General features: G+C 69.4%; 15 protein-coding genes and 1 pseudogene. 7 read left to right on the top strand and 9 right to left on the bottom strand.

The window, feature by feature from the left end:
* Positions 1 to 24: 24 nt before the first annotated feature.
* From J7E25_RS17160 to J7E25_RS17180, 5 genes are all read right to left on the bottom strand, one after another.
* A complete protein-coding gene (locus tag J7E25_RS17160) occupies positions 25 to 606 on the bottom strand; it encodes a TetR/AcrR family transcriptional regulator (protein WP_214871390.1) in 582 nt (193 codons plus the stop codon).
* 61 nt (positions 607 to 667) lie between these two features.
* Positions 668 to 1,024, bottom strand: coding sequence for an SPW repeat protein (locus tag J7E25_RS17165; RefSeq protein ID WP_214871391.1), 357 nt, complete (start codon positions 1,022 to 1,024; stop codon positions 668 to 670).
* Between the two features lie 103 nt (positions 1,025 to 1,127).
* Positions 1,128 to 1,778, bottom strand: coding sequence for a DUF998 domain-containing protein (locus J7E25_RS17170; RefSeq protein ID WP_214871392.1), 651 nt, complete (start codon positions 1,776 to 1,778; stop codon positions 1,128 to 1,130).
* A 131-nt stretch (positions 1,779 to 1,909) separates the two neighbouring features.
* Positions 1,910 to 3,445, bottom strand: coding sequence for an HD domain-containing phosphohydrolase (locus J7E25_RS18400; RefSeq protein ID WP_214871393.1), 1,536 nt, complete (start codon positions 3,443 to 3,445; stop codon positions 1,910 to 1,912).
* A 183-nt stretch (positions 3,446 to 3,628) separates the two neighbouring features.
* Positions 3,629 to 4,996, bottom strand: a complete 1,368-nt coding sequence (locus J7E25_RS17180; RefSeq protein WP_214871394.1) for an NAD-dependent succinate-semialdehyde dehydrogenase — start codon at positions 4,994 to 4,996, stop codon at positions 3,629 to 3,631.
* A 202-nt stretch (positions 4,997 to 5,198) separates the two neighbouring features.
* Between J7E25_RS17180 and J7E25_RS17185 the strand changes: the two genes are divergently transcribed.
* Together J7E25_RS17185 and J7E25_RS17190 are read left to right on the top strand one after the other, a co-directional pair.
* Positions 5,199 to 6,347, top strand: coding sequence for a CaiB/BaiF CoA-transferase family protein (locus J7E25_RS17185; RefSeq protein ID WP_214871395.1), 1,149 nt, complete (start codon positions 5,199 to 5,201; stop codon positions 6,345 to 6,347).
* A gap of 16 nt (positions 6,348 to 6,363) precedes the next feature.
* The gene (locus tag J7E25_RS17190) at positions 6,364 to 7,569 is read left to right on the top strand and encodes an acyl-CoA dehydrogenase family protein (RefSeq protein WP_214871396.1); all 1,206 of its coding nucleotides are present in this window, start codon (positions 6,364 to 6,366) and stop codon (positions 7,567 to 7,569) included.
* A 30-nt stretch (positions 7,570 to 7,599) separates the two neighbouring features.
* Here J7E25_RS17190 and J7E25_RS17195 read toward each other — a convergent pair whose 3' ends face one another.
* On the bottom strand, positions 7,600 to 7,932 hold the full coding sequence (locus J7E25_RS17195) for a hypothetical protein (RefSeq protein ID WP_214871397.1): 333 nt from the start codon (positions 7,930 to 7,932) through the stop codon (positions 7,600 to 7,602).
* Positions 7,933 to 8,179: 247 nt separating this feature from the next.
* Here J7E25_RS17195 and J7E25_RS17200 point away from each other — a divergent pair, with 247 nt between their 5' ends.
* The 4 genes and pseudogenes from J7E25_RS17200 to J7E25_RS18055 form a co-directional block, all read left to right on the top strand.
* Positions 8,180 to 8,989: an amino acid ABC transporter substrate-binding protein gene (locus tag J7E25_RS17200; protein WP_214871398.1), complete on the top strand. Its 810-nt coding sequence runs from the start codon at positions 8,180 to 8,182 to the stop codon at positions 8,987 to 8,989.
* Between the two features lie 7 nt (positions 8,990 to 8,996).
* Positions 8,997 to 9,659, top strand: a complete 663-nt coding sequence (locus tag J7E25_RS17205; RefSeq protein ID WP_214871399.1) for an amino acid ABC transporter permease — start codon at positions 8,997 to 8,999, stop codon at positions 9,657 to 9,659.
* Complete coding sequence (locus J7E25_RS17210) at positions 9,646 to 10,461, top strand: amino acid ABC transporter ATP-binding protein (protein ID WP_285289876.1); 816 nt, start codon at positions 9,646 to 9,648, stop codon at positions 10,459 to 10,461. The genes J7E25_RS17205 and J7E25_RS17210 overlap by 14 nt, the downstream gene beginning before the upstream one ends.
* Before the next feature lie 277 nt (positions 10,462 to 10,738).
* A pseudogene (locus J7E25_RS18055) lies at positions 10,739 to 11,149 on the top strand (Pr6Pr family membrane protein); the annotation flags it as partial.
* Between the two features lie 31 nt (positions 11,150 to 11,180).
* On the opposite strand, the gene J7E25_RS17215 reads toward J7E25_RS18055, so the two are convergent.
* The 3 genes from J7E25_RS17215 to J7E25_RS17225 all read right to left on the bottom strand — a co-directional run bounded on the left by J7E25_RS17215 (position 11,181) and on the right by J7E25_RS17225 (position 15,907).
* Positions 11,181 to 12,686 carry a flavin monoamine oxidase family protein gene (locus J7E25_RS17215; RefSeq protein ID WP_214871400.1) on the bottom strand — a complete coding sequence of 502 codons (1,506 nt, stop codon included), beginning with the start codon at positions 12,684 to 12,686 and terminating at the stop codon, positions 11,181 to 11,183.
* A 146-nt stretch (positions 12,687 to 12,832) separates the two neighbouring features.
* Positions 12,833 to 14,269: an aspartate aminotransferase family protein gene (locus J7E25_RS17220; protein ID WP_214871401.1), complete on the bottom strand. Its 1,437-nt coding sequence runs from the start codon at positions 14,267 to 14,269 to the stop codon at positions 12,833 to 12,835.
* A 153-nt stretch (positions 14,270 to 14,422) separates the two neighbouring features.
* Entirely contained in the window at positions 14,423 to 15,907 is a 1,485-nt protein-coding gene (locus J7E25_RS17225) for a CoA-acylating methylmalonate-semialdehyde dehydrogenase (protein WP_214871402.1), read from the bottom strand.
* A 167-nt stretch (positions 15,908 to 16,074) separates the two neighbouring features.
* Here J7E25_RS17225 and J7E25_RS17230 point away from each other — a divergent pair.
* The coding region (locus tag J7E25_RS17230) for a PucR family transcriptional regulator ligand-binding domain-containing protein (protein WP_251039220.1) at positions 16,075 to 17,036 on the top strand (962 nt) is incomplete at its 3' end.

The following is a 17,036-nucleotide window of genomic DNA, read 5'->3' on the forward strand; positions in this document are numbered from 1 at the left end:
GCACCGCCGAACGACCTTCCCGGATCACGCCAGCCCGGAGCCACCGATCCCGTCACAGATCAGCTCGGCGAGCGCCTGGAGGTCGGGTGCTGCGTCGTCGGTTGCGACGCCGGCATGGTCGGCCGACGGTCGAAGCGTCAAGATGGCCACCCACGCCACGGCGGCGGTGCGCAGCGTACGTGCGGCGATCGGCCTGAGCACGCTGCCGCTCAGCACTCGCTCGACGACAGACTGCACCTGCACGCGGTGTTCGCGCAGCTTCGCCCGCACCTCTGGGTGCGTGCGCTGCTCTCGCCAGATGATGACGCGCAGCACGGGCGAGTCCGCTTGGATCTCGGAGAGCTTTCGCTCGAGGTTCAAGAGGGCGCGCACGGGATCGCCCGGCTCGATGAGCAGGTTCGCGTCGATCGGTCCGAGGTCGAGTCGCTCGCCCACGAGCGCGCAGAGCAGGTCGGATTTCGTCGGGAAGTAGTAGAACAGCAGGCCCTTGGGCACCGCTGCGAGCTTGGCGATGCTCGACGTCGGCGTGGCATCGAAGCCGCGTTCGGCGAAGAGCCTCTCGGCCGCGTCGAGAATGCGCCCGCGCGCCTCTGGAGTCTCCTTCACGACCGACTCCAAATGTCAGGCGGGGACGGCAGTCGGCTGCCGTCCCCGCGTGCGGTAGCGGTCAGTGGGTGATCGCGTCGTGGTGGGCGCGCATGCTGGGCCGGATTGCGAGCGCGGCGACGATGACGACGACCGCCCCGCCGATCCACGACACCCATGCGGCAGCGTCGCTCGTGCCGGCGTATCCGCCGATCCACGGCGAGATGATGAGCAGCAGCCCAAGGACGCCCTGCACGTACTCCATCGCGACGAGCCCCGGCGAGGCGAGGTTCACGAGACCCGAAATGATGAGGAGTATGCCGAGCGAGACCATCATCGCGACGGATGCTCCCATCGGGGGGACGAACAACGCCGACAGAGCCACGGCAAGACCGACGACGACAGCTACCCAGTCTTCCCATCGGGTCCACTTCTTCATGGCAACCAGCCTCCTTCGAGCGGTGGCTCCCCATTCGGGGGTTACTACAACGATAGAACTGACTGACCGGCCGGTCAAGATGCTTTGGAGGTCCCGGACGACATCACACGCGAGGTGCATCGGTTCCTGCGCTCGGTTGAGCAGGCCGCTTGATCGCGGATGCGGATCGCGTCTGTTCCGGCAGTCGAAGCATCCGGTATGACAGGGCCAGTCGTGCGGGGAACAGCAGGCCCAGCACGATGCCGCGTTGCGCGAGTCCGGCCCAGTCGTGCAGCGGGGCGTCGTCGGGTATCACGAGGATCCCCATGATCGGGTTGCTGACCAGCATGAGGATTCCAGCAAGCCGAACCGGGATCGCCAACTTGCGCCACTCGGTTTGCTTCGAGAGGGCGAAGGAGATCACGAGGAGTGCGAGAGCGCTGGATGTGAAGAACACGAATCCGACCGCCTGGTGACCGCCTGGGTCGTAGGTTGCTCCGGCGGCGTCCTCGCGCAGCGGGAACGCCGTGCCGACGAGAATGTTCGCGATTCCGCTGACGAACATCAAGGCGGCGCCGACCATGCCAGGTTTCGACGGCTGCAAGACCCCATACAGGCCAGCCGCGAACGCGATCGTCAGCAATCCGAGCACGACGAAGTTCGCGCTCTGGATCCATCCGTTCGGACCGGCCGCCAGGGCGCTGACCGTCTCTTCGATCGGGCTGTACTCATCGATGCGGGCGAGTTCCTGTGCCACGTAGGTCAACGTGAACACGATTGGAGCGGCCAAGCCGGCCCAAGCCGCCCAAGTCACCCAGGTCGTCTGGGTTCGACGTGTTGTTGACATTGCCATCGCCTCCATCGAGTGTTCCTGATGTCGACGATCCCGCTTCTGAGTCGGTTCGGTCAGCGGGAGAACTCCCGGGTGGCCAATCCGTGCTGCATCGCGTACACGGCCGCAGCGGCCCGGGTGGAGACGCCGATCTTCGCGTACACCTGCTGCACGTAGTGGTCGGCCGTCTTCGGCGTCACCTCGAGCGTGCGACCGATCTGCTTGGTCGCCAGACCGTGCGCGAGCAGGGTGAGCGTTTGCATCTCCCGCGGCGTGAGGCCGTCTGGGTGGGCGATCCGCTCGGGTGGGTGTCCGGCCGCTTCGAGTACGCCGGTCACGGCGTCGGGGTCGAGTGTCCCGGCCCTGGCCGCCTCGCGCAGCCGGGCGGCGGCGGCGTCGCCGGAGAGCGCGGGACGGCCCGGGCGGTTCTGCGTCAGCTCGCTGTACGCGTCGGCCGCGGCGAGTAGCCGAGCGGAATGTGTGAGTCCGGCTGCTGACGTGCCGCGGTAGTAGCCGCTGCCGTCCATCCTCTCGTGGTGGTAGCCCGCGACCTCGCCGAGCTCGGCCAAGTACGGGGAGGCGGACAGGATCTGCTCCGAGTGGTAGGGGTGCAGCCGCACCTTCTCCCAGTCGGCCGCCGAAGGCGGGCCCTCGTGGTGCCAGATCCGGAACGGGACTGCGACCTTTCCGAGGTCGTGGACGAGCGCGGCGCGGCGCAGCATGGTCACGTCGTCGTCGGTTCGTCCGAGGTACTCGGCGGCTCGGCCGGCGAGGTCGGCCATGCCAGCAGAGTGCCCCGTCACGTCGGCGAGGTCGGCGAAGGCGGCCAGCGCTGTCAGTGCTTCATCGATCTGGGCACCCCGCAGGTTCAGGTGCGGCTGTGGCTCGGCGTCCATCAGCGACGCCCAGTCGGCGGACTCCTCGAGCACCAGCAGGTCGGGAGTCAGTGCGGTAACGATCTCGGGGTCGAATGCTCCGCCGGCTCGCTCGCGCACTACATCGACGGCTCGTGCCGGCCCATGCAGGTGGCGCTGGAAGTCGGCATCTCGGGCGACGTGCACGATCCGTATCGCGAGCGGAAGGTCCTCTGCGGACGCGCGCCGCAGCGGCCCCTCTCCGTCCCACCGTTCGGTCATCAGTCGGAACATCTCCGACACCGTCGGCGGCAGGCCGACTCCGCTCGCGAGCATCTCGGCGACCTCGCACAGGGCCTCGGTGTGGTGCTTGAAGCCACGGCCGGTCTGCGGGAACTTCGCAGCCGCCCGCAGGGTACGGCGAACGCGCCCGCCATCGCCTGCGCCCAGCGCGCGGAAGACGCCGGCCATCGACTGGCGCTGGCTTGCGAACATCACCGCCGTCCAGCTCTCGGTGAGCCCGTCGGGAAACAACTCGGCTTGGACATCGGCATCGGTGGTGCAGCCGGCGTAGAACAGCAGGCAGCCGTAGTACGTCTGGACCGCCGTCGCCTCATCGACGCCGATCCGATCCGCCAGGCGCATCGCGACGACGGTGCTGTGCAGCCCGTGCCCGAACGGCAGGGCCATGCCGAGATCAGTGGCCAGGCACAACGAACCGACCACTTCCGCCACGCGCAGCGAGTCGGCAGCCACGGTTCGATACTGGCACAGCCAGGCCATGACGGCGAGGTGAATGGTTCCCCTTCGCTGCGGCCCTCCGCTATCGTGACTCGCCGCTCGTGAGCATGACACGCTCACGCGCTGATACGCAGAAGCGCTGACCCGCGATCGGCGCCCGGGACCGAATCCCCGAGCGCCGCGCGAGCGCGAAGAGGGTCAGCCGATGCGGATCAGCTTCTTGTTGACGAACTCGTCGGCCCCGAAGCGGCCGAGCTCACGGCCCGAACCCGATCGCTTGACACCGCCGAAGGGCAACTCGGCCCCGTCGGCGAGCACGACGTTCACGAACACCATTCCGGCTTCGATCCCATCGGCCACTCGCAGCGCCTGTTCTTCGTCGGTCGTGTAGACGTAGGAGCCCAAGCCGTAGGGGGTGTCGTTCGCGATGCGCACGGCGTCGGACTCGTCGGCCGCGCGATACACCTGGGCGACCGGCCCGAAGAACTCCTCCTTCGACGCGGGGTTGTCAGGCGTGACATCCGTCAGCACCGTCGTCTGGAAGAAGGCACCGTCACGGATGCCGCCGCGCACGAGCTTCGCGCCGTGCTCGACCGCGCGCTTGACCTGCTCGTCGAGGTTCTCGGCCGCCTTGAGCGACGAGAGCGGGCCGAGCGCCGAGTCGGGCGAGGTCGGGTCGGATGCCTCGACCTCGGCGAGCTTCGCGGTGAACTTCTCGAGGAACGGCTCGTAGAGCTCGTCGACCACGATGAAGCGCTTGGCCGCGTTGCACGATTGGCCGCTGTTGTCGAGACGCGCGTCGACGGCTGCCTGGGCGGCGGCGTCGAGGTCGTCGGTGGACAACAGGATGAACGGATCGGAGCCGCCGAGCTCGAGCACGACCTTCTTCAGGTGACGGCCCGCGATCTCGGCGACCGCAGCGCCTGCGCGCTCGGAGCCGGTGAGCGAGACGCCCTGCACGCGCGGGTCGGCGATGACCTTCTCGATCTGGTCATGCGACGCGTAGATGTTGACGTAGGCGCCGGCCGGGAAGCCGGCGTCACGCATGATCTGCTCGATCGCCGCGGCCGACTCGGGGCACTGCTCGGCGTGCTTCAGGAGGATGGTGTTGCCGATGATGAGGTTCGGTCCGGCGAACCGGGCGACCTGGTAGTACGGGAAGTTCCACGGCATGATGCCGAGGAGCACGCCCAGGGCGTTGCGACGGATGATCGCCGAGCCGTCGCCGGCGAGCAGTTCAACATTCTCGTCCTTCAGGAAGTCGGCTGCATGGTCGGCGTAGTAGGTGTAGATATCGCCGGCGAAATCGGCCTCGGCGAGGGCCTGCTCGATGGGCTTGCCCATCTCGCGCACGATGATCTCGGCGAGCTCCTGGCGGCGTTCGACGTGCAGTTCTCCGACACGGCGCACGAGCGCGGCGCGCTCCTCGACGGTGGTCGTGCGCGACCACGTGCGTTGCGTCTCGTCGGCCGAGGCGATGGCCGCGTCGAGCTCGGCATCGGTGATCGTGGGATAGGTCGTGACCGTCTCTCCGGTTGCCGGATTGACCACGGCGTAATTGCTCATGGGGCTCCTCTGTCGCTGGTGCACGGGGGCTCGCCAACCGGTCGGCGACGGCGGTGCACACCTGTGTGCAAGCCTATGCCGCGGTGCAGCGAGCAGGAATCGACATGGCGGCGGATTCACGGCATCCGATGGACGGCGTGTACATCGGAGGCATCCGCGGTGCTGAGTATCGTGGCGTGTGGGGCGAGCCGAGGAGGGCCGAATGGGTCGAGGCATCCTGAGCGGCATCCGCGTCGCCGACTTCTCACGCGTGCTCGCGGGGCCCTACGCCACCATGATGCTCGCCGACTTCGGCGCCGACGTCGTGAAGATCGAGGCGCCGTCGGGGGACGACACCCGGCACTGGCGCCCGCCCGTCGACGCACACGGCCGCTCCACGTACTTCGGCAGCGTGAACCGCAACAAGCGGTCGGTCGTGCTCGATCTCGCGGATGCTGCAGGGCTCGCCGAGGCGCGCCGGCTCGCGGCATCCGCCGACGTGGTCGTCGAGAACTTCCGCGCCGGCGTCATGGAGCGCTTCGGGCTCGCCTACCCCGACGTGCGCGAGGCGAACCCCGGCGTCGTGTACTGCTCGATCACCGGATTCGGCACGGGGGAGGGCGCGGCCCTCGCCGGCTACGACCTGCTCGTGCAGGCCATCGGCGGGCTGATGAGCATCACGGGCGACCCCGACGGCGAACCCGCGAAGGCCGGTGTCGCACTCGTCGACGTGATCGCGGGGCAGAACGCGCTCGCCGGCATCCTGCTGGCACTCCGCGAACGCGACCGCACCGGGCTCGGCCAGCTCGTCGAGGTGAACCTGCTGCAGAGCCTGCTCTCGGCGCTCACGAACCAGGCGGCGGGCACGCTCGCAACGGGCGTCGCCCCGACGCGGCTCGGCAACCAGCACCCGAGCATCGCGCCGTACGCGCTCTACCGTGCGGCCGATCGCGAACTCGTGATCGCGGTGGGCAACGACAAGCAGTTCGCGGCGCTCGCGGGCGTGCTCGGCGGGGGCACGCTCGCGACAGATGCCCGCTTCGCGAGCAACGCGGCTCGCGTCGAGCATCGTGACGAGTTGCGTGCGCGCATCGAGACGCGACTCGCCGCGGCATCCGCTGCGCACTGGGTCGCCGCCCTCACCGCGGTGGGGGTGCCTGCCGGTCTCGTGAACGACGTGGCCGAGGCGCTCGCCTTCGCCGAGGCACTCGGACTCGAACCCGTCGCCGAGATCGCGCGCGCCGGCGCCGACGGCGGCACGAGCCGCACCGTCGCCAATCCCATCGGCCTCTCCGCCGCGGGCGCCGACTACCGCAGCCCGCCACCCGGACTCGACGAGCACGCCGGCGCCGACTGGCTGCCGCCCAGCTGACCGAAAGGACCACCCGATGACCACGATCGCCCCGCGGATCGATGCCGTGTTCGACCTCGACGCCCTCATCGGCGACGAGGAGCGCGAGTGGCAGCTTCGTGCGCGGCGCTTCGCGCAGGAGCGCATCCTGCCCGTCATCGAAGACGACTTCGAGGCTGGGCATTTCCGCCGCGAGTTCGTGCGCGAGCTCGGCGAGCTGGGTTTCCTCGGCATGCACCTTACGGGCTACGGATGCGCCGGCGCCGGCGCGGTGGCATACGGCCTCGTGTGCCTCGAGCTCGAGGCGGCCGACAGCGGCTGGCGCACGTTCGTGTCGGTGCAGGGATCGCTCGCGATGAGCGCCATCCACAAGTACGGGTCGGAGGAGCAGAAGCGGCAGTGGCTGCCAGGCATGGCCGCCGGTGAGCTCATCGGATGCTTCGCCCTCACCGAACCGCACGGCGGGAGTGACCCCGCCGGCATGACAACTGTCGCGCGCCGCGACGGCGATGGCTGGGTGATCGACGGCGCGAAGCGATGGATCGGGCTCGCGAGCGAGGCCGATGTCGCCGTCGTGTGGGCGAAGATCGACGAGACCGGCGCGGGCGGCGGCGGCGGCGTGCCGGGCGGCGCCGTGCGCGGCTTCCTCATTCCCACGGCGACGCCGGGATTCACCGCGACGCCGATCGACGGCAAGCTCTCGATGCGCGCCTCGGTGCAGTGCGACGTCGCCCTCGACAGGGTGCGCGTCGGCGACGAGGCGCTGCTGCCCGGGGCATCCGGTCTCTCGGGGCCGTTCAGCTGCCTGAACGAAGCCCGCTACGGCATTGTCTGGGGCGCGATGGGTGCCGCCCGCTCGTGCCTCGAAGCGGCGCTGGCACGAGCCACGAGTCGCGAGGTCTTCGGCAAGCCGATCGGGGCGAACCAGCTCATCCAGGCGAAGCTCGCCGACATGTTCGTCGAGGTCGAGAAGGGCATCCTCCTCGCGCTGCACCTCGGGCGCCTGAAGGAACGCGGGGCGCTCACGCCCGCGCAGATCAGCGTCGGCAAGCTCAACAGCGTGCGGGAGGCCCTCACGATCGCGCACGAGGCCCGGAGCATCCTCGCCGGCGACGGCATCACGAACGCGTGGCCGGTCATGCGTCACGCGGCGAACCTCGAGTCGGTGCGCACCTACGAGGGCACCGACGAGATCCACCAGCTGATCCTCGGCCGGGAGCTCACCGGACTGAGCGCGTTCTGAGGGCACTTCGGTCGGCGAACGCGCCGCGGCTCAGTTCACGCCGGGAATCACGATCCAGTGCTGCGCGAGCACGATCCACAGGATGAACAGCACGAGCGCGACGACGGTGACCGCAACGCCGCCGCGACGGCGGCCGCCGCGAAGCACGAGCTGGATCACGAGTAGCACGGTCGTGATGATCGCGAGCACGAGCGATCCGAACGGGATGCCCGGGAAGAACAGCGACAACAGGAAGAGCACTGCGGCGATGATCTCGATGATCGCGATCACTGAGGAACCGCGCCCGCGGGCGCGGGTGATGCCGTCGATCACGGCGAAGATGCCGGCGGCGAGGGCGATGACGAAGAGCCAAGACAGGATCATGTGAGTCCTTCGGGATGGCGGGGGACCGCGACACGGGAGAGGGCTCCTGCGCAGACGCCAGCATAGCGATGACATGCGTCAAGCGGAATGACTCAGGCTTCGACGAGCGGATGCCGCGTGAGGGGGAATGCAACGCGGGGTCATCGGGTTTCATCCTGAGGCCGCCGCGTGATGGACTCGTTGCATCGGGGCCGACCGAACGAGAGCCCCAGCTCACTTCCCCCATCGTACGAATGGAGCACCACACATGCCTCGCGCCCGCACGCTGCTCGGCCTCGCCGCCGCATCCTTCACCGTCATCGCACTTGCCGCCTGCTCGAGCGCGGCGCCCGAGTCGAGCGAGTCGGCCGCCGGCGACGACTACGGCCTCGTGAACGCGGGCACCCTCACGGTCGCGACCGAGGGCACGTATCGCCCGTTCAGCTTCCACGAAGACGGCAGCGGCGACCTCGTCGGCTACGACGTCGAGGTCGCCGAAGCGGTCGCCGACAAGCTCGGGCTCGAGATCGAGTTCCAGGAGACCCAGTGGGACGCGATCTTCGCGGGGCTCGATGCCGGCCGGTTCGACGTGATCGCGAACCAGGTGTCGATCAACCCCGAGCGCGAGGAGAACTACCTCTTCAGCGAGCCCTACACGGTGTCGCCCGGCGTCATCGTCGTGAAGGAGGGCGACACGTCGATCTCGAGCTTCGCCGACCTCGCCGGCAAGACCACCGCGCAGTCGCTCACGAGCAACTGGTACACCCTCGCCCAGGAGAACGGCGCGAACGTCGAAGCCGTCGAGGGTTGGGCTCAGGCCGTGACGCTGCTCGAGCAGGGACGCGTCGACGCGACCATCAACGACAAGTTGACGTTCCTCGACGACCAGCAGACGAACGGCGATCGCGGCCTCACGATCGCCGCCGAGACGGATGACCCATCGCTGAGCGCATTGGCGTTCACGAAGGACAAGGCCGACCTTGTCGCCGCGATCGATGCCGCCCTCGAAGAACTGCGCGCCGAGGGCGTGCTCGCCGAGCTCGGCGAGAAGTACTTCGGCGCCGACGTCTCCGAGTAGCTCGGCGATGAGCGGCTGGCAGCTGTTCCTCGACTCCTTCTGGCCGATCGTGGTGGGCGGGGTGAGCGGCACGGTGCCGCTCGCCCTCGCCTCGTTCGTGATCGGGCTCGCGCTCGCGCTCGGGGTCGCGCTGCTCCGCCTCGCCAGGAACCGGGTGCTCTCGGGCATCGCCCGCTTCTACGTGTCGGTGATCCGGGGCACGCCGCTGCTCGTGCAGCTCTTCGTGATCTTCTACGGCCTGCCGTCGCTCGGGCTCACCATCGACCCGTGGCCGAGCGCGATCATCGCCTTCTCGCTCAACGTCGGAGGATACGCCGCCGAGATCATCCGTGCCGCCATCCTCTCCGTGCCGAAGGGGCAGTGGGAAGCCGGCTATACGATCGGGATGTCGCACGCCACCACGTTGCGCCGCGTCATCCTTCCCCAAGCCGCCCGCGTCTCGGTGCCGCCGCTCTCGAACACCTTCATCTCGCTCGTGAAGGACACCTCGCTCGCCTCGCTCATCCTCGTGACCGAGCTCTTCCGCGTGGCGCAGCAGATCGCCGCGTTCAGCCAGGAGTTCATGCTGCTCTACCTCGAGGCCGCGCTCGTCTACTGGATCTTCTGCCTCGCCCTCTCGAGCGGGCAGAGCGTCATCGAGAAGAGGTTGGACCGCTATGTCGCACACTGACGATCCGCTCGCGCCGCCGGCCGCCGCATCCGATGGCGGGATGCTGCTCACCGTGCGGGGCCTCAGCAAGAGCTTCGGCGACAACCAGGTGCTGCGTTCGATCGATCTCGAGGTGCGCCGCGGCGAGGTCGTCGTACTCATCGGGCCGAGCGGCTCGGGCAAGACCACGGTGCTGCGCTCGCTCAACGGGCTCGAGACGCCCGACGGCGGCACGATCGCCTTCGCCGGTGCGACGCAGGTCGACTTCAGCCGGCCGCTCTCGAAGGCCGACCGCTTCGCCTTGCGCGACCGATCGGCGATGGTGTTCCAGCACCACAACCTCTTCCCGCACCGCACCGTGATCCAGAACGTCACCGAGGGGCCGGTGCGCGTGCAGCGGATGCCGAAGGCGCAAGCCGAGGCCGAGGCCGAGGCGTTGCTCGACCGGGTGGGGCTGCTCGAGAAGCGCGACGCCTACCCCTTCGAGCTCTCTGGCGGGCAACAGCAGCGCGTCGGAATCGTGCGAGCACTCGCACTCAAGCCCGAGCTGTTGCTCTTCGACGAGCCGACGAGCGCGCTCGATCCCGAGCTCGTGGGCGAGGTGCTCTCGGTCATCAAGGAGCTCGCCGACGAGGGCTGGACGATGGTGGTCGTCACCCACGAGTTGAGCTTCGCGCGGCAGGCTGCCGACGAGGTGCTCTTCATGGATGCCGGGGTGGTCGTCGAACGCGGCGCGCCCGGGCAGATCTTCACGAAGCCGAAGCACGAGCGCACGCGCCGCTTCCTCGACCGCATCCTGCGCCCGCTCGACGGAGCGGACTGAGTCGACGGAGCGGACTGAGCGAGGCGCGCTCACGACCTCCAAGGTGCGGCAGTGGTGCAGGGCGTACCGTGGAGGCATGCCCGCTCGCATCCCCGGAGTCGCAGCTCCGGGAGCGCGGGCGATGGGGGCGAGAGAGGCCAGGCAGGCGCTCGGCGTGTTCCGACTCCTCGTCGCGGCGCTCGAGGTCGTGGCGCTCATCGGCAATTTCCAGTACGTGCTGGGCTTCCGATTCTTCGCGACCGCCAACTTCTTCAGCTACTTCACCATCCAGTCCGCGATGATCGCCGTCGTGACGCTCGGCATCGGGGCGGCGTTCGCGCTGTTCATGCCGCGGGATCCCGCGTGGCTCGGGGTGCTGCGCACGATGGTGACGGTCTACCTGCTCGTCTCGGGGATCGTCTTCGGACTCATCGTCGTGCAGGCGTCGTCGCGCGACTACCGAGTCGACGTGCCGTGGTCGGACACCCTCCTGCACTTCATCGTGCCCGCCCTCGCGATCGTGGCGTGGACGGTCGACGGCGTCATCGGCGTGAACCCGCGAGTGCCGTGGACGACGATGGGCTGGGTGCTCCTCTTCCCGACGCTCTGGCTCGTCTACACGCTGATCCGCGGTGCCGACGTGGGGTGGTACCCCTACTTCTTCCTCGATGAGGCGCAGGTCGACGGTGCGCTCGGCGTCGCGCTCTACTGCGCCTTCGTGCTGATGATCTTCGTGGGGCTCACTGCTGGTTTCGTGGCGCTCCATCGGAGGCTGTGGCGTAGGGCACGAGATCGTCGAGGATCGCCTCCCGAAACTCGTCGTCTTCGAGCTCCTCGAGTCGAGTCGCCTGCGTCGCTGCGATGAGGCCGAGGAGGGTCGGCTCGCCCGACTCCGCACCGACATCGACCCACGCCGAGACGGCGACTGGCTCCCCGACCACGGTGAGCAGCTCGATCGGCGGCACCGACGCGACGGCGGGTTCCGACCGCCAGAACGCCGAATCGAAGCGCAGCCAGACGGTGTCGACGAGGCCCATGCCGAGCTGTGAGATCGCCCGCTGGTGCAACAGCGGCAGTGCGGGGCTGAACTGCAGGGTGTCGGTCTTCAGCACGCCGAGCGGCACGGTGACGATCGCACGGTCGGCGGTGAGCGACTCGCCCGAGTCGAGGCGCAGGCTGACGCGCTCGTCGCTGTAGGCGACGCGCGTGACGACGCTCTTCGCGGCGACGTCGACCGTGCTCGCGAGCGCATCGACATAGTCGGCGAACCGGCCGGTGACGATACGCACGGGGTCGTCGAACCGTGACGGGTCGAAGCCGCGGGCCGACACCCGGCTCGGGGTGGCTCCGGTCGTCGGCTCCACCGCGGTCACGATGGTGTGCGCGAGCCAATCGGCCGGGCTCACCCCGGATGAGTCGGATGTCACGGGCAGGGGCACGGCGCCCGAGCCCACGAGCGCGGCGGCCAGCGAGACCTGGCCCGGCTGCGTCACCGCCCACGAGTACGCCCGGGCGATCGCGTCGGCGCCGGTGGAGGGGATCGCGACCGGCACGCCGCTTGCGGTGCGCGCCTCGATCCTCGGGTGGAACAGGCTGGTGTCGACGGATGCCTCGGCCAGGCCATCGACGAGCGGGGAATGATCGTCGATGAAGGCGGCGCCGAGCTCGACCGAACGTTCGAAGGCGTCGTCGTCGACGGAGCGCACGCGGCCGCCCACGCGATCTCGCGCCTCGAGCACGACGACCTCGAAGCCCGCGTCGATGAGCTCGCGAGCCGCCGTGAGCCCGGCGATGCCCGCGCCCACGATGACCACGCGCTCGCCGGGTTCGGCGAGTCGCGCGACGTCGGCGGCGGCGCGCAATCCGGAGCTCCTGGCCCCGCGCACGGTGCCCGGGGCATCCGTGTCGCATGCCTCGCCGGCGAAGAAGAGCCGCGACGCGACCGGCTCGGAAAGTGCGGCGCGCAAGGTCGGGTCGACGCCGGCCGCGTCGAAGCTGAACGCACCGCGCGCGAAGGGATCTGCGCCCCAGCGCGAGCGATGCATCGCCGTTGGCAGGGGCACGCCGTTCGTCGGCGTCGCCGAGGGTGTCGGTGTCGGCGCGGGCGTGGGCGTGGCTGTCGGCGGTGGCGTGGGGGTGGGCTGCGGCCCCGTGCAGCTCGCGAGGGCGACGGTCGCGAGGCCCGAGAGGGAGGCGGCGAGGAAACTTCGCCGGGGCATGCCGCCGGGCGTCGCCCGTGAGTCCATGGATTCAGGCTAGCCGAAGCTGCCCCGGTGGTTGAGTAGGCAGCGAAGCAGCCGTATCGAAACCACCTTGCTCGCACATGGTGGCCTCGACACGCGTCGCCTTCGGCGGCGCTACTCGACCACCGGGCCGCCTCGGCCGCCGCGCCTCAGCCGGCGACGTACCCGTCGGCGATGCCGAGCGCGTCATCGATGATGTCGAGGCCGCGCACGAGTTCGTCTTCGGCGATGATGAGCGGCGGCGCGACGTGCAGGCGGTTGAAGTGCACGAACGGCCAGAGGCCGGCCTGCTTGCACGCTGCTGCGACGGCGGCCATCGGCGCGGCATCCGTTCCCGACGCGTTGAACGGCACGAGCGGCTCTCGGGTCTCGCGGTCGCGCACGAGCTCGATCGCCCAGAACAGCCCGCGCCCGCGCACGTCGCCGACCGACGGGTGCGCCGCCGCGATCTCGCGCAAGCGGGGTTCGACGACCCGCGACCCGAGGTCGCGCACGCGATCGAGGATGCCGTCTCGCTCGAACACCTCGAACGTCGCGACCCCTGCCGCGCACGCGAGCGGATGCCCCGAATAGGTGAGGCCGCCGGCGAACGCCACGGTGTCGAAGTGCGACGCGATGCGTTGCGAGATGACCACGCCGCCGAGCGGCACGTAGCCCGAGTTCACGCCCTTGGCGAAGGTGATGAGGTCGGGCACGACGCCGAACGCGTTCACCGCGAACCACTCGCCGACCCGGCCGAAGCCGACCATCACCTCGTCGGCGATGTAGACGATGCCGAACCGGTCGCACAGCGCCCGCACGCCGGCGAGATAGCCGGGCGGCGGCACGAGCACGCCATTGGTGCCCACTATCGTCTCGATGATGATCGCCGCGATCGTGCCGGCGCCCTCGAGGGTGATGACCTGCTCGAGGTGGGCGAGTGCTCGCTCGGTCTCCTCGGCCTCGCTCGAGGCGTGGAACGAGGAGCGGTAGGGATACGGCCCGAGGAAGTGCGCGACGCTGCCGTCGGAGGGCTCGTTCGGCCAGCGGCGCGGGTCGCCCGTGAGCGAGATCGCCGTGGCCGTGCCGCCGTGGTAGCTGCGGTACATCGAGAGCACCTTGCGCCGGCCCGTCACGGCCCGCGCCATCCGCACGGCGTATTCGTTGGCGTCGGCGCCGCCGTTCGTGAAGAACACCTTGTCGAGGTCTCCCGGCGCGACCTCGGCGATGCGGCGGGCCAGTTCGCCCCGCACGTCGTTCGCCATCGACGGCTGGATCGTCGCGAGCCGGCCCGCCTGCTGCTGGATCGCCGCAACGAGGTCGGGGTGCTGATGCCCGAGGTTGAGGTTCACGAGTTGGCTCGAGAAGTCGAGGAAGGCGTTGCCCTCGTAGTCCCAGAAGGTCGAGCCCTCGCCCGCGGCGATCGGCAGCGGGTCGATGAAGGCTTGCGCGCTCCACGAGTGGAACACGTGTGCGCGGTCGTCGGCGCGCACCTGCGCCTCGGCTGCGGCGTCGGGCTGCGGATGCCGCGTGGCGTGCCGGCCGGCGTACGTCGCCGTCGCGGCATCCGTCACCTCGACGACGTCAGAATTCAGGACCTGACTCATGAGATTCCTCCGTTCGGGTTGCAGAATTCAGGAGACGAACGGTCGGGTCGCCGGTCAGCGGGGAGAAATCGCGCCAGCCCAGTGCTGGCCGACGGACGCTTCCTGAATTGTGGAAGCGCACCCCGCAGGTCTTCCTGAATTTTGAGGATGGGATCAGTGGTTGCTCGGGAAGCCGAGGTTGATCTGCGACTCGCTCGGCTCGGGCCAGCGCGAGGTGACGACCTTCGAGCGGGTGTAGAAGTGCACCGACTCGGGGCCGTAGATGTGCGAGTCGCCGAAGAGCGAGCTCTTCCAGCCGCCGAACGAGTAGGCGCCGATCGGCACGGGGATCGGCACGTTCACGCCGACCATGCCCACCTCGATGTCGAACTCGAACCGGCGGGCGGTGCCGCCGTCGCGCGTGAAGATCGCGACGCCGTTCGCGAAGCGGTTCGCGTTGATGAGCTCGACGGCGTCTTCATAGGTCTCGACGCGCACGACCGAGAGCACCGGGCCGAAGATCTCGTCGTCGTACACCTTCATGCCGGGCTTCACGTGGTCGACGAGGCTGACGCCCACGAAGAATCCGTCGCTGTCGAAGGCCTGGGTCGTGCCGTCGACCACGACCGTGGCGCCCTCGCCCGCGGCACCGGTGACGTAGGAGGCGACCTTGTCGCGGTGCTCGCGGGTGATGAGGGGACCCATCTCACTCGCGGCATCCGTGCCGTCGCCGATGCGGAGCGCGCCCATGCGCGAGCGCACCGCCTCGACGAGATCGTCGGCGACATCACCCACCGCGACGAGCACCGACACGGCCATGCACCGCTCGCCGGCCGAGCCGTACGCGGCCGAGACCGCGGCATCCGCTGCGCCCTCGAGGTCGGCGTCGGGCATGACGACCATGTGGTTCTTCGCGCCGCCGAGCGCCTGGACTCGCTTGCCGTTGCCCGCGGCCCGCTCGTAGATCGACTTCGCGATCGGCGTAGAGCCGACGAAGCTCACCGCGCGAACATCGGGGGAGTCGAGGATCGTGTCGACCGCGACCTTGTCGCCGTGCACGACGTTGAGCACGCCGTCGGGGAGTCCGGCCTCCTGGAAGAGCTTCGCGAGGAAGAGCGAGGCGCTCGGGTCCTTCTCCGACGGCTTCAGCACGACGGTGTTGCCGCAGGCGATGGCGGACGTCACCATCCAGAGCGGCACCATGACCGGGAAGTTGAACGGGGTGATGGCGCCGACGACGCCCACGGGCTGCTTCACCGAGTGCACGTCGACTCCGCGAGCGACCTGCTCGGAGTGCTCGCCCTTCAGGAGGTGCACGAGCCCGGCGGCGAACTCGACGTTCTCGATGCCGCGCGAGATCTCGCCCGCGGCATCCGAGAGCACCTTGCCGTGCTCGCTCGTGAGGATCGCCGCGAGCTCGGGGGTGCGCTCCTTCAGCAGCTGGCGCAGGCGGAAGAAGACGTCGGCACGCCTGATGAGGCCCGTCGAGCGCCAGCCCGGCAGCGCCGCCTTCGCCGCGGCGATGGCCGCTTCGACCTCGGCGACCGAGGCGAATGCCACGTCGTGCTGCTGCTGCCCGGTGGCCGGGTTGAAGACCGGACCGGTGCGCTCGGCGTCGGCCGACTCCTGGCCGTTGATGAAGTGACGGATGAGGCTCATGGAGTTCCTTCGGTGGCGTGGGTGTGCGTTCGGGGTGGCGTGTGTGATGGCGTGCGGGGTGGCGTGAGTGACGGATGTCTCGCCGCCGTGTATCGGCTCCGGACAGAATGCCCGACCGCTCGACTAGGCTGGTGCTCCCAGTGTGCCAGAGGCGAAGGGTCGAGCCGATGCCAGAACGTCGCGAAGATGACGTGATCCATACGGATCGTCCGGGCACGCTCGTTGCCGACGATGCGCTCCCGACCGTGCGCGAGATCATCGCGCTCGACGCCGTGGCGAACGGGGTTCCCGAGGTGGTCTCGGGCGGCGACGACGCGCTCGACGCACATGTTCGCTGGGTTCACGCCTCCGACAGCGCCGGGGTCGCCCGCCTCCTCGACGGCGGCGAGTTGCTGCTCTCGACCGGATCGGGCTGGCCGACCGATCCCGCCGAGCTCGAGGCGTTCATCGCCGGACTCGTCGAGGCCGGCCTCTCGGGCCTCGTTCTCGAACTCGGCGCCCACTACCGGTATGTGCCGGCGATCGTCGAAGCCGCCGCCCGCGCGCACGGGCTCGCGCTCATCGCGCTGCACCGGGAGGTGAAGTTCGTCGCCCTCACCGAGGCGGTGCACAGCCGCATCATCTCCGAGCAGACGGCCGCGCTCCGTGCGCGCGACGAGGTGCGGGCGCGGTTCACCGCACTCAGCCTGCGCGGCTCGCCCGCCGACTTCATCGTGCAGCAGCTCGCGCAGACCCTGGGCACGGCGGTCGTGCTCGAGAACCTCGCACACGAGGTGGTCGCCGCCGATGCCCCGTCACCCGCCGAGGAGGAGCTCTTCACCAACTGGGAGGCGCGGTCCCGACTCGCGCATCGGCACGACGAAGAGCGCCGCCGCCGAGGGCTGCCGTTGCCGGCCGACGAGTTGCGCATCGTGCCGGTCGAGGCCCGCGGCATCCGCTGGGGTCATCTCATCGCGCTGCCCGGGCCGGCGCACCCCGCCGGCCGCACGAGCGTGCTCGAACAGGGGGCGATCGCCCTCGCGCTCGGGCGTCTCGCCGACGGCGACGCCGACGAGTGGGTGCGCATCGGCCGGCAGCGCCTCGTCGACGCGCTGCTCGCGGGCCGGTTCGCGGGTCTGCCTGGCGCGGC

It is taken from the genome of Agromyces sp. ISL-38 (genome assembly GCF_018613935.1).
Taxonomy (GTDB): Bacteria; Actinomycetota; Actinomycetes; order Actinomycetales; family Microbacteriaceae; genus Agromyces.

Bases quoted from the DNA above. Each gene is read 5' to 3' on its own strand.
- J7E25_RS17200 (WP_214871398.1), top strand. From the start codon at position 8,180: ATGCCTCGCGCCCGCACGCTGCTCGGCCTCGCCGCCGCATCCTTCACC.
- J7E25_RS17210 (WP_285289876.1), top strand. From the start codon at position 9,646: ATGTCGCACACTGACGATCCGCTCGCGCCGCCGGCCGCCGCATCCGAT.
- J7E25_RS17180 (WP_214871394.1), bottom strand. From the start codon at position 4,996: ATGAGCAATTACGCCGTGGTCAATCCGGCAACCGGAGAGACGGTCACG.
- J7E25_RS17165 (WP_214871391.1), bottom strand. From the start codon at position 1,024: ATGAAGAAGTGGACCCGATGGGAAGACTGGGTAGCTGTCGTCGTCGGT.
- J7E25_RS17220 (WP_214871401.1), bottom strand. From the start codon at position 14,269: ATGAGTCAGGTCCTGAATTCTGACGTCGTCGAGGTGACGGATGCCGCG.
- J7E25_RS17185 (WP_214871395.1), top strand. From the start codon at position 5,199: ATGGGTCGAGGCATCCTGAGCGGCATCCGCGTCGCCGACTTCTCACGC.
- J7E25_RS17225 (WP_214871402.1), bottom strand. From the start codon at position 15,907: ATGAGCCTCATCCGTCACTTCATCAACGGCCAGGAGTCGGCCGACGCC.
- J7E25_RS17190 (WP_214871396.1), top strand. From the start codon at position 6,364: ATGACCACGATCGCCCCGCGGATCGATGCCGTGTTCGACCTCGACGCC.
- J7E25_RS17195 (WP_214871397.1), bottom strand. From the start codon at position 7,932: ATGATCCTGTCTTGGCTCTTCGTCATCGCCCTCGCCGCCGGCATCTTC.
- J7E25_RS17215 (WP_214871400.1), bottom strand. From the start codon at position 12,686: ATGGACTCACGGGCGACGCCCGGCGGCATGCCCCGGCGAAGTTTCCTC.
- J7E25_RS17205 (WP_214871399.1), top strand. From the start codon at position 8,997: ATGAGCGGCTGGCAGCTGTTCCTCGACTCCTTCTGGCCGATCGTGGTG.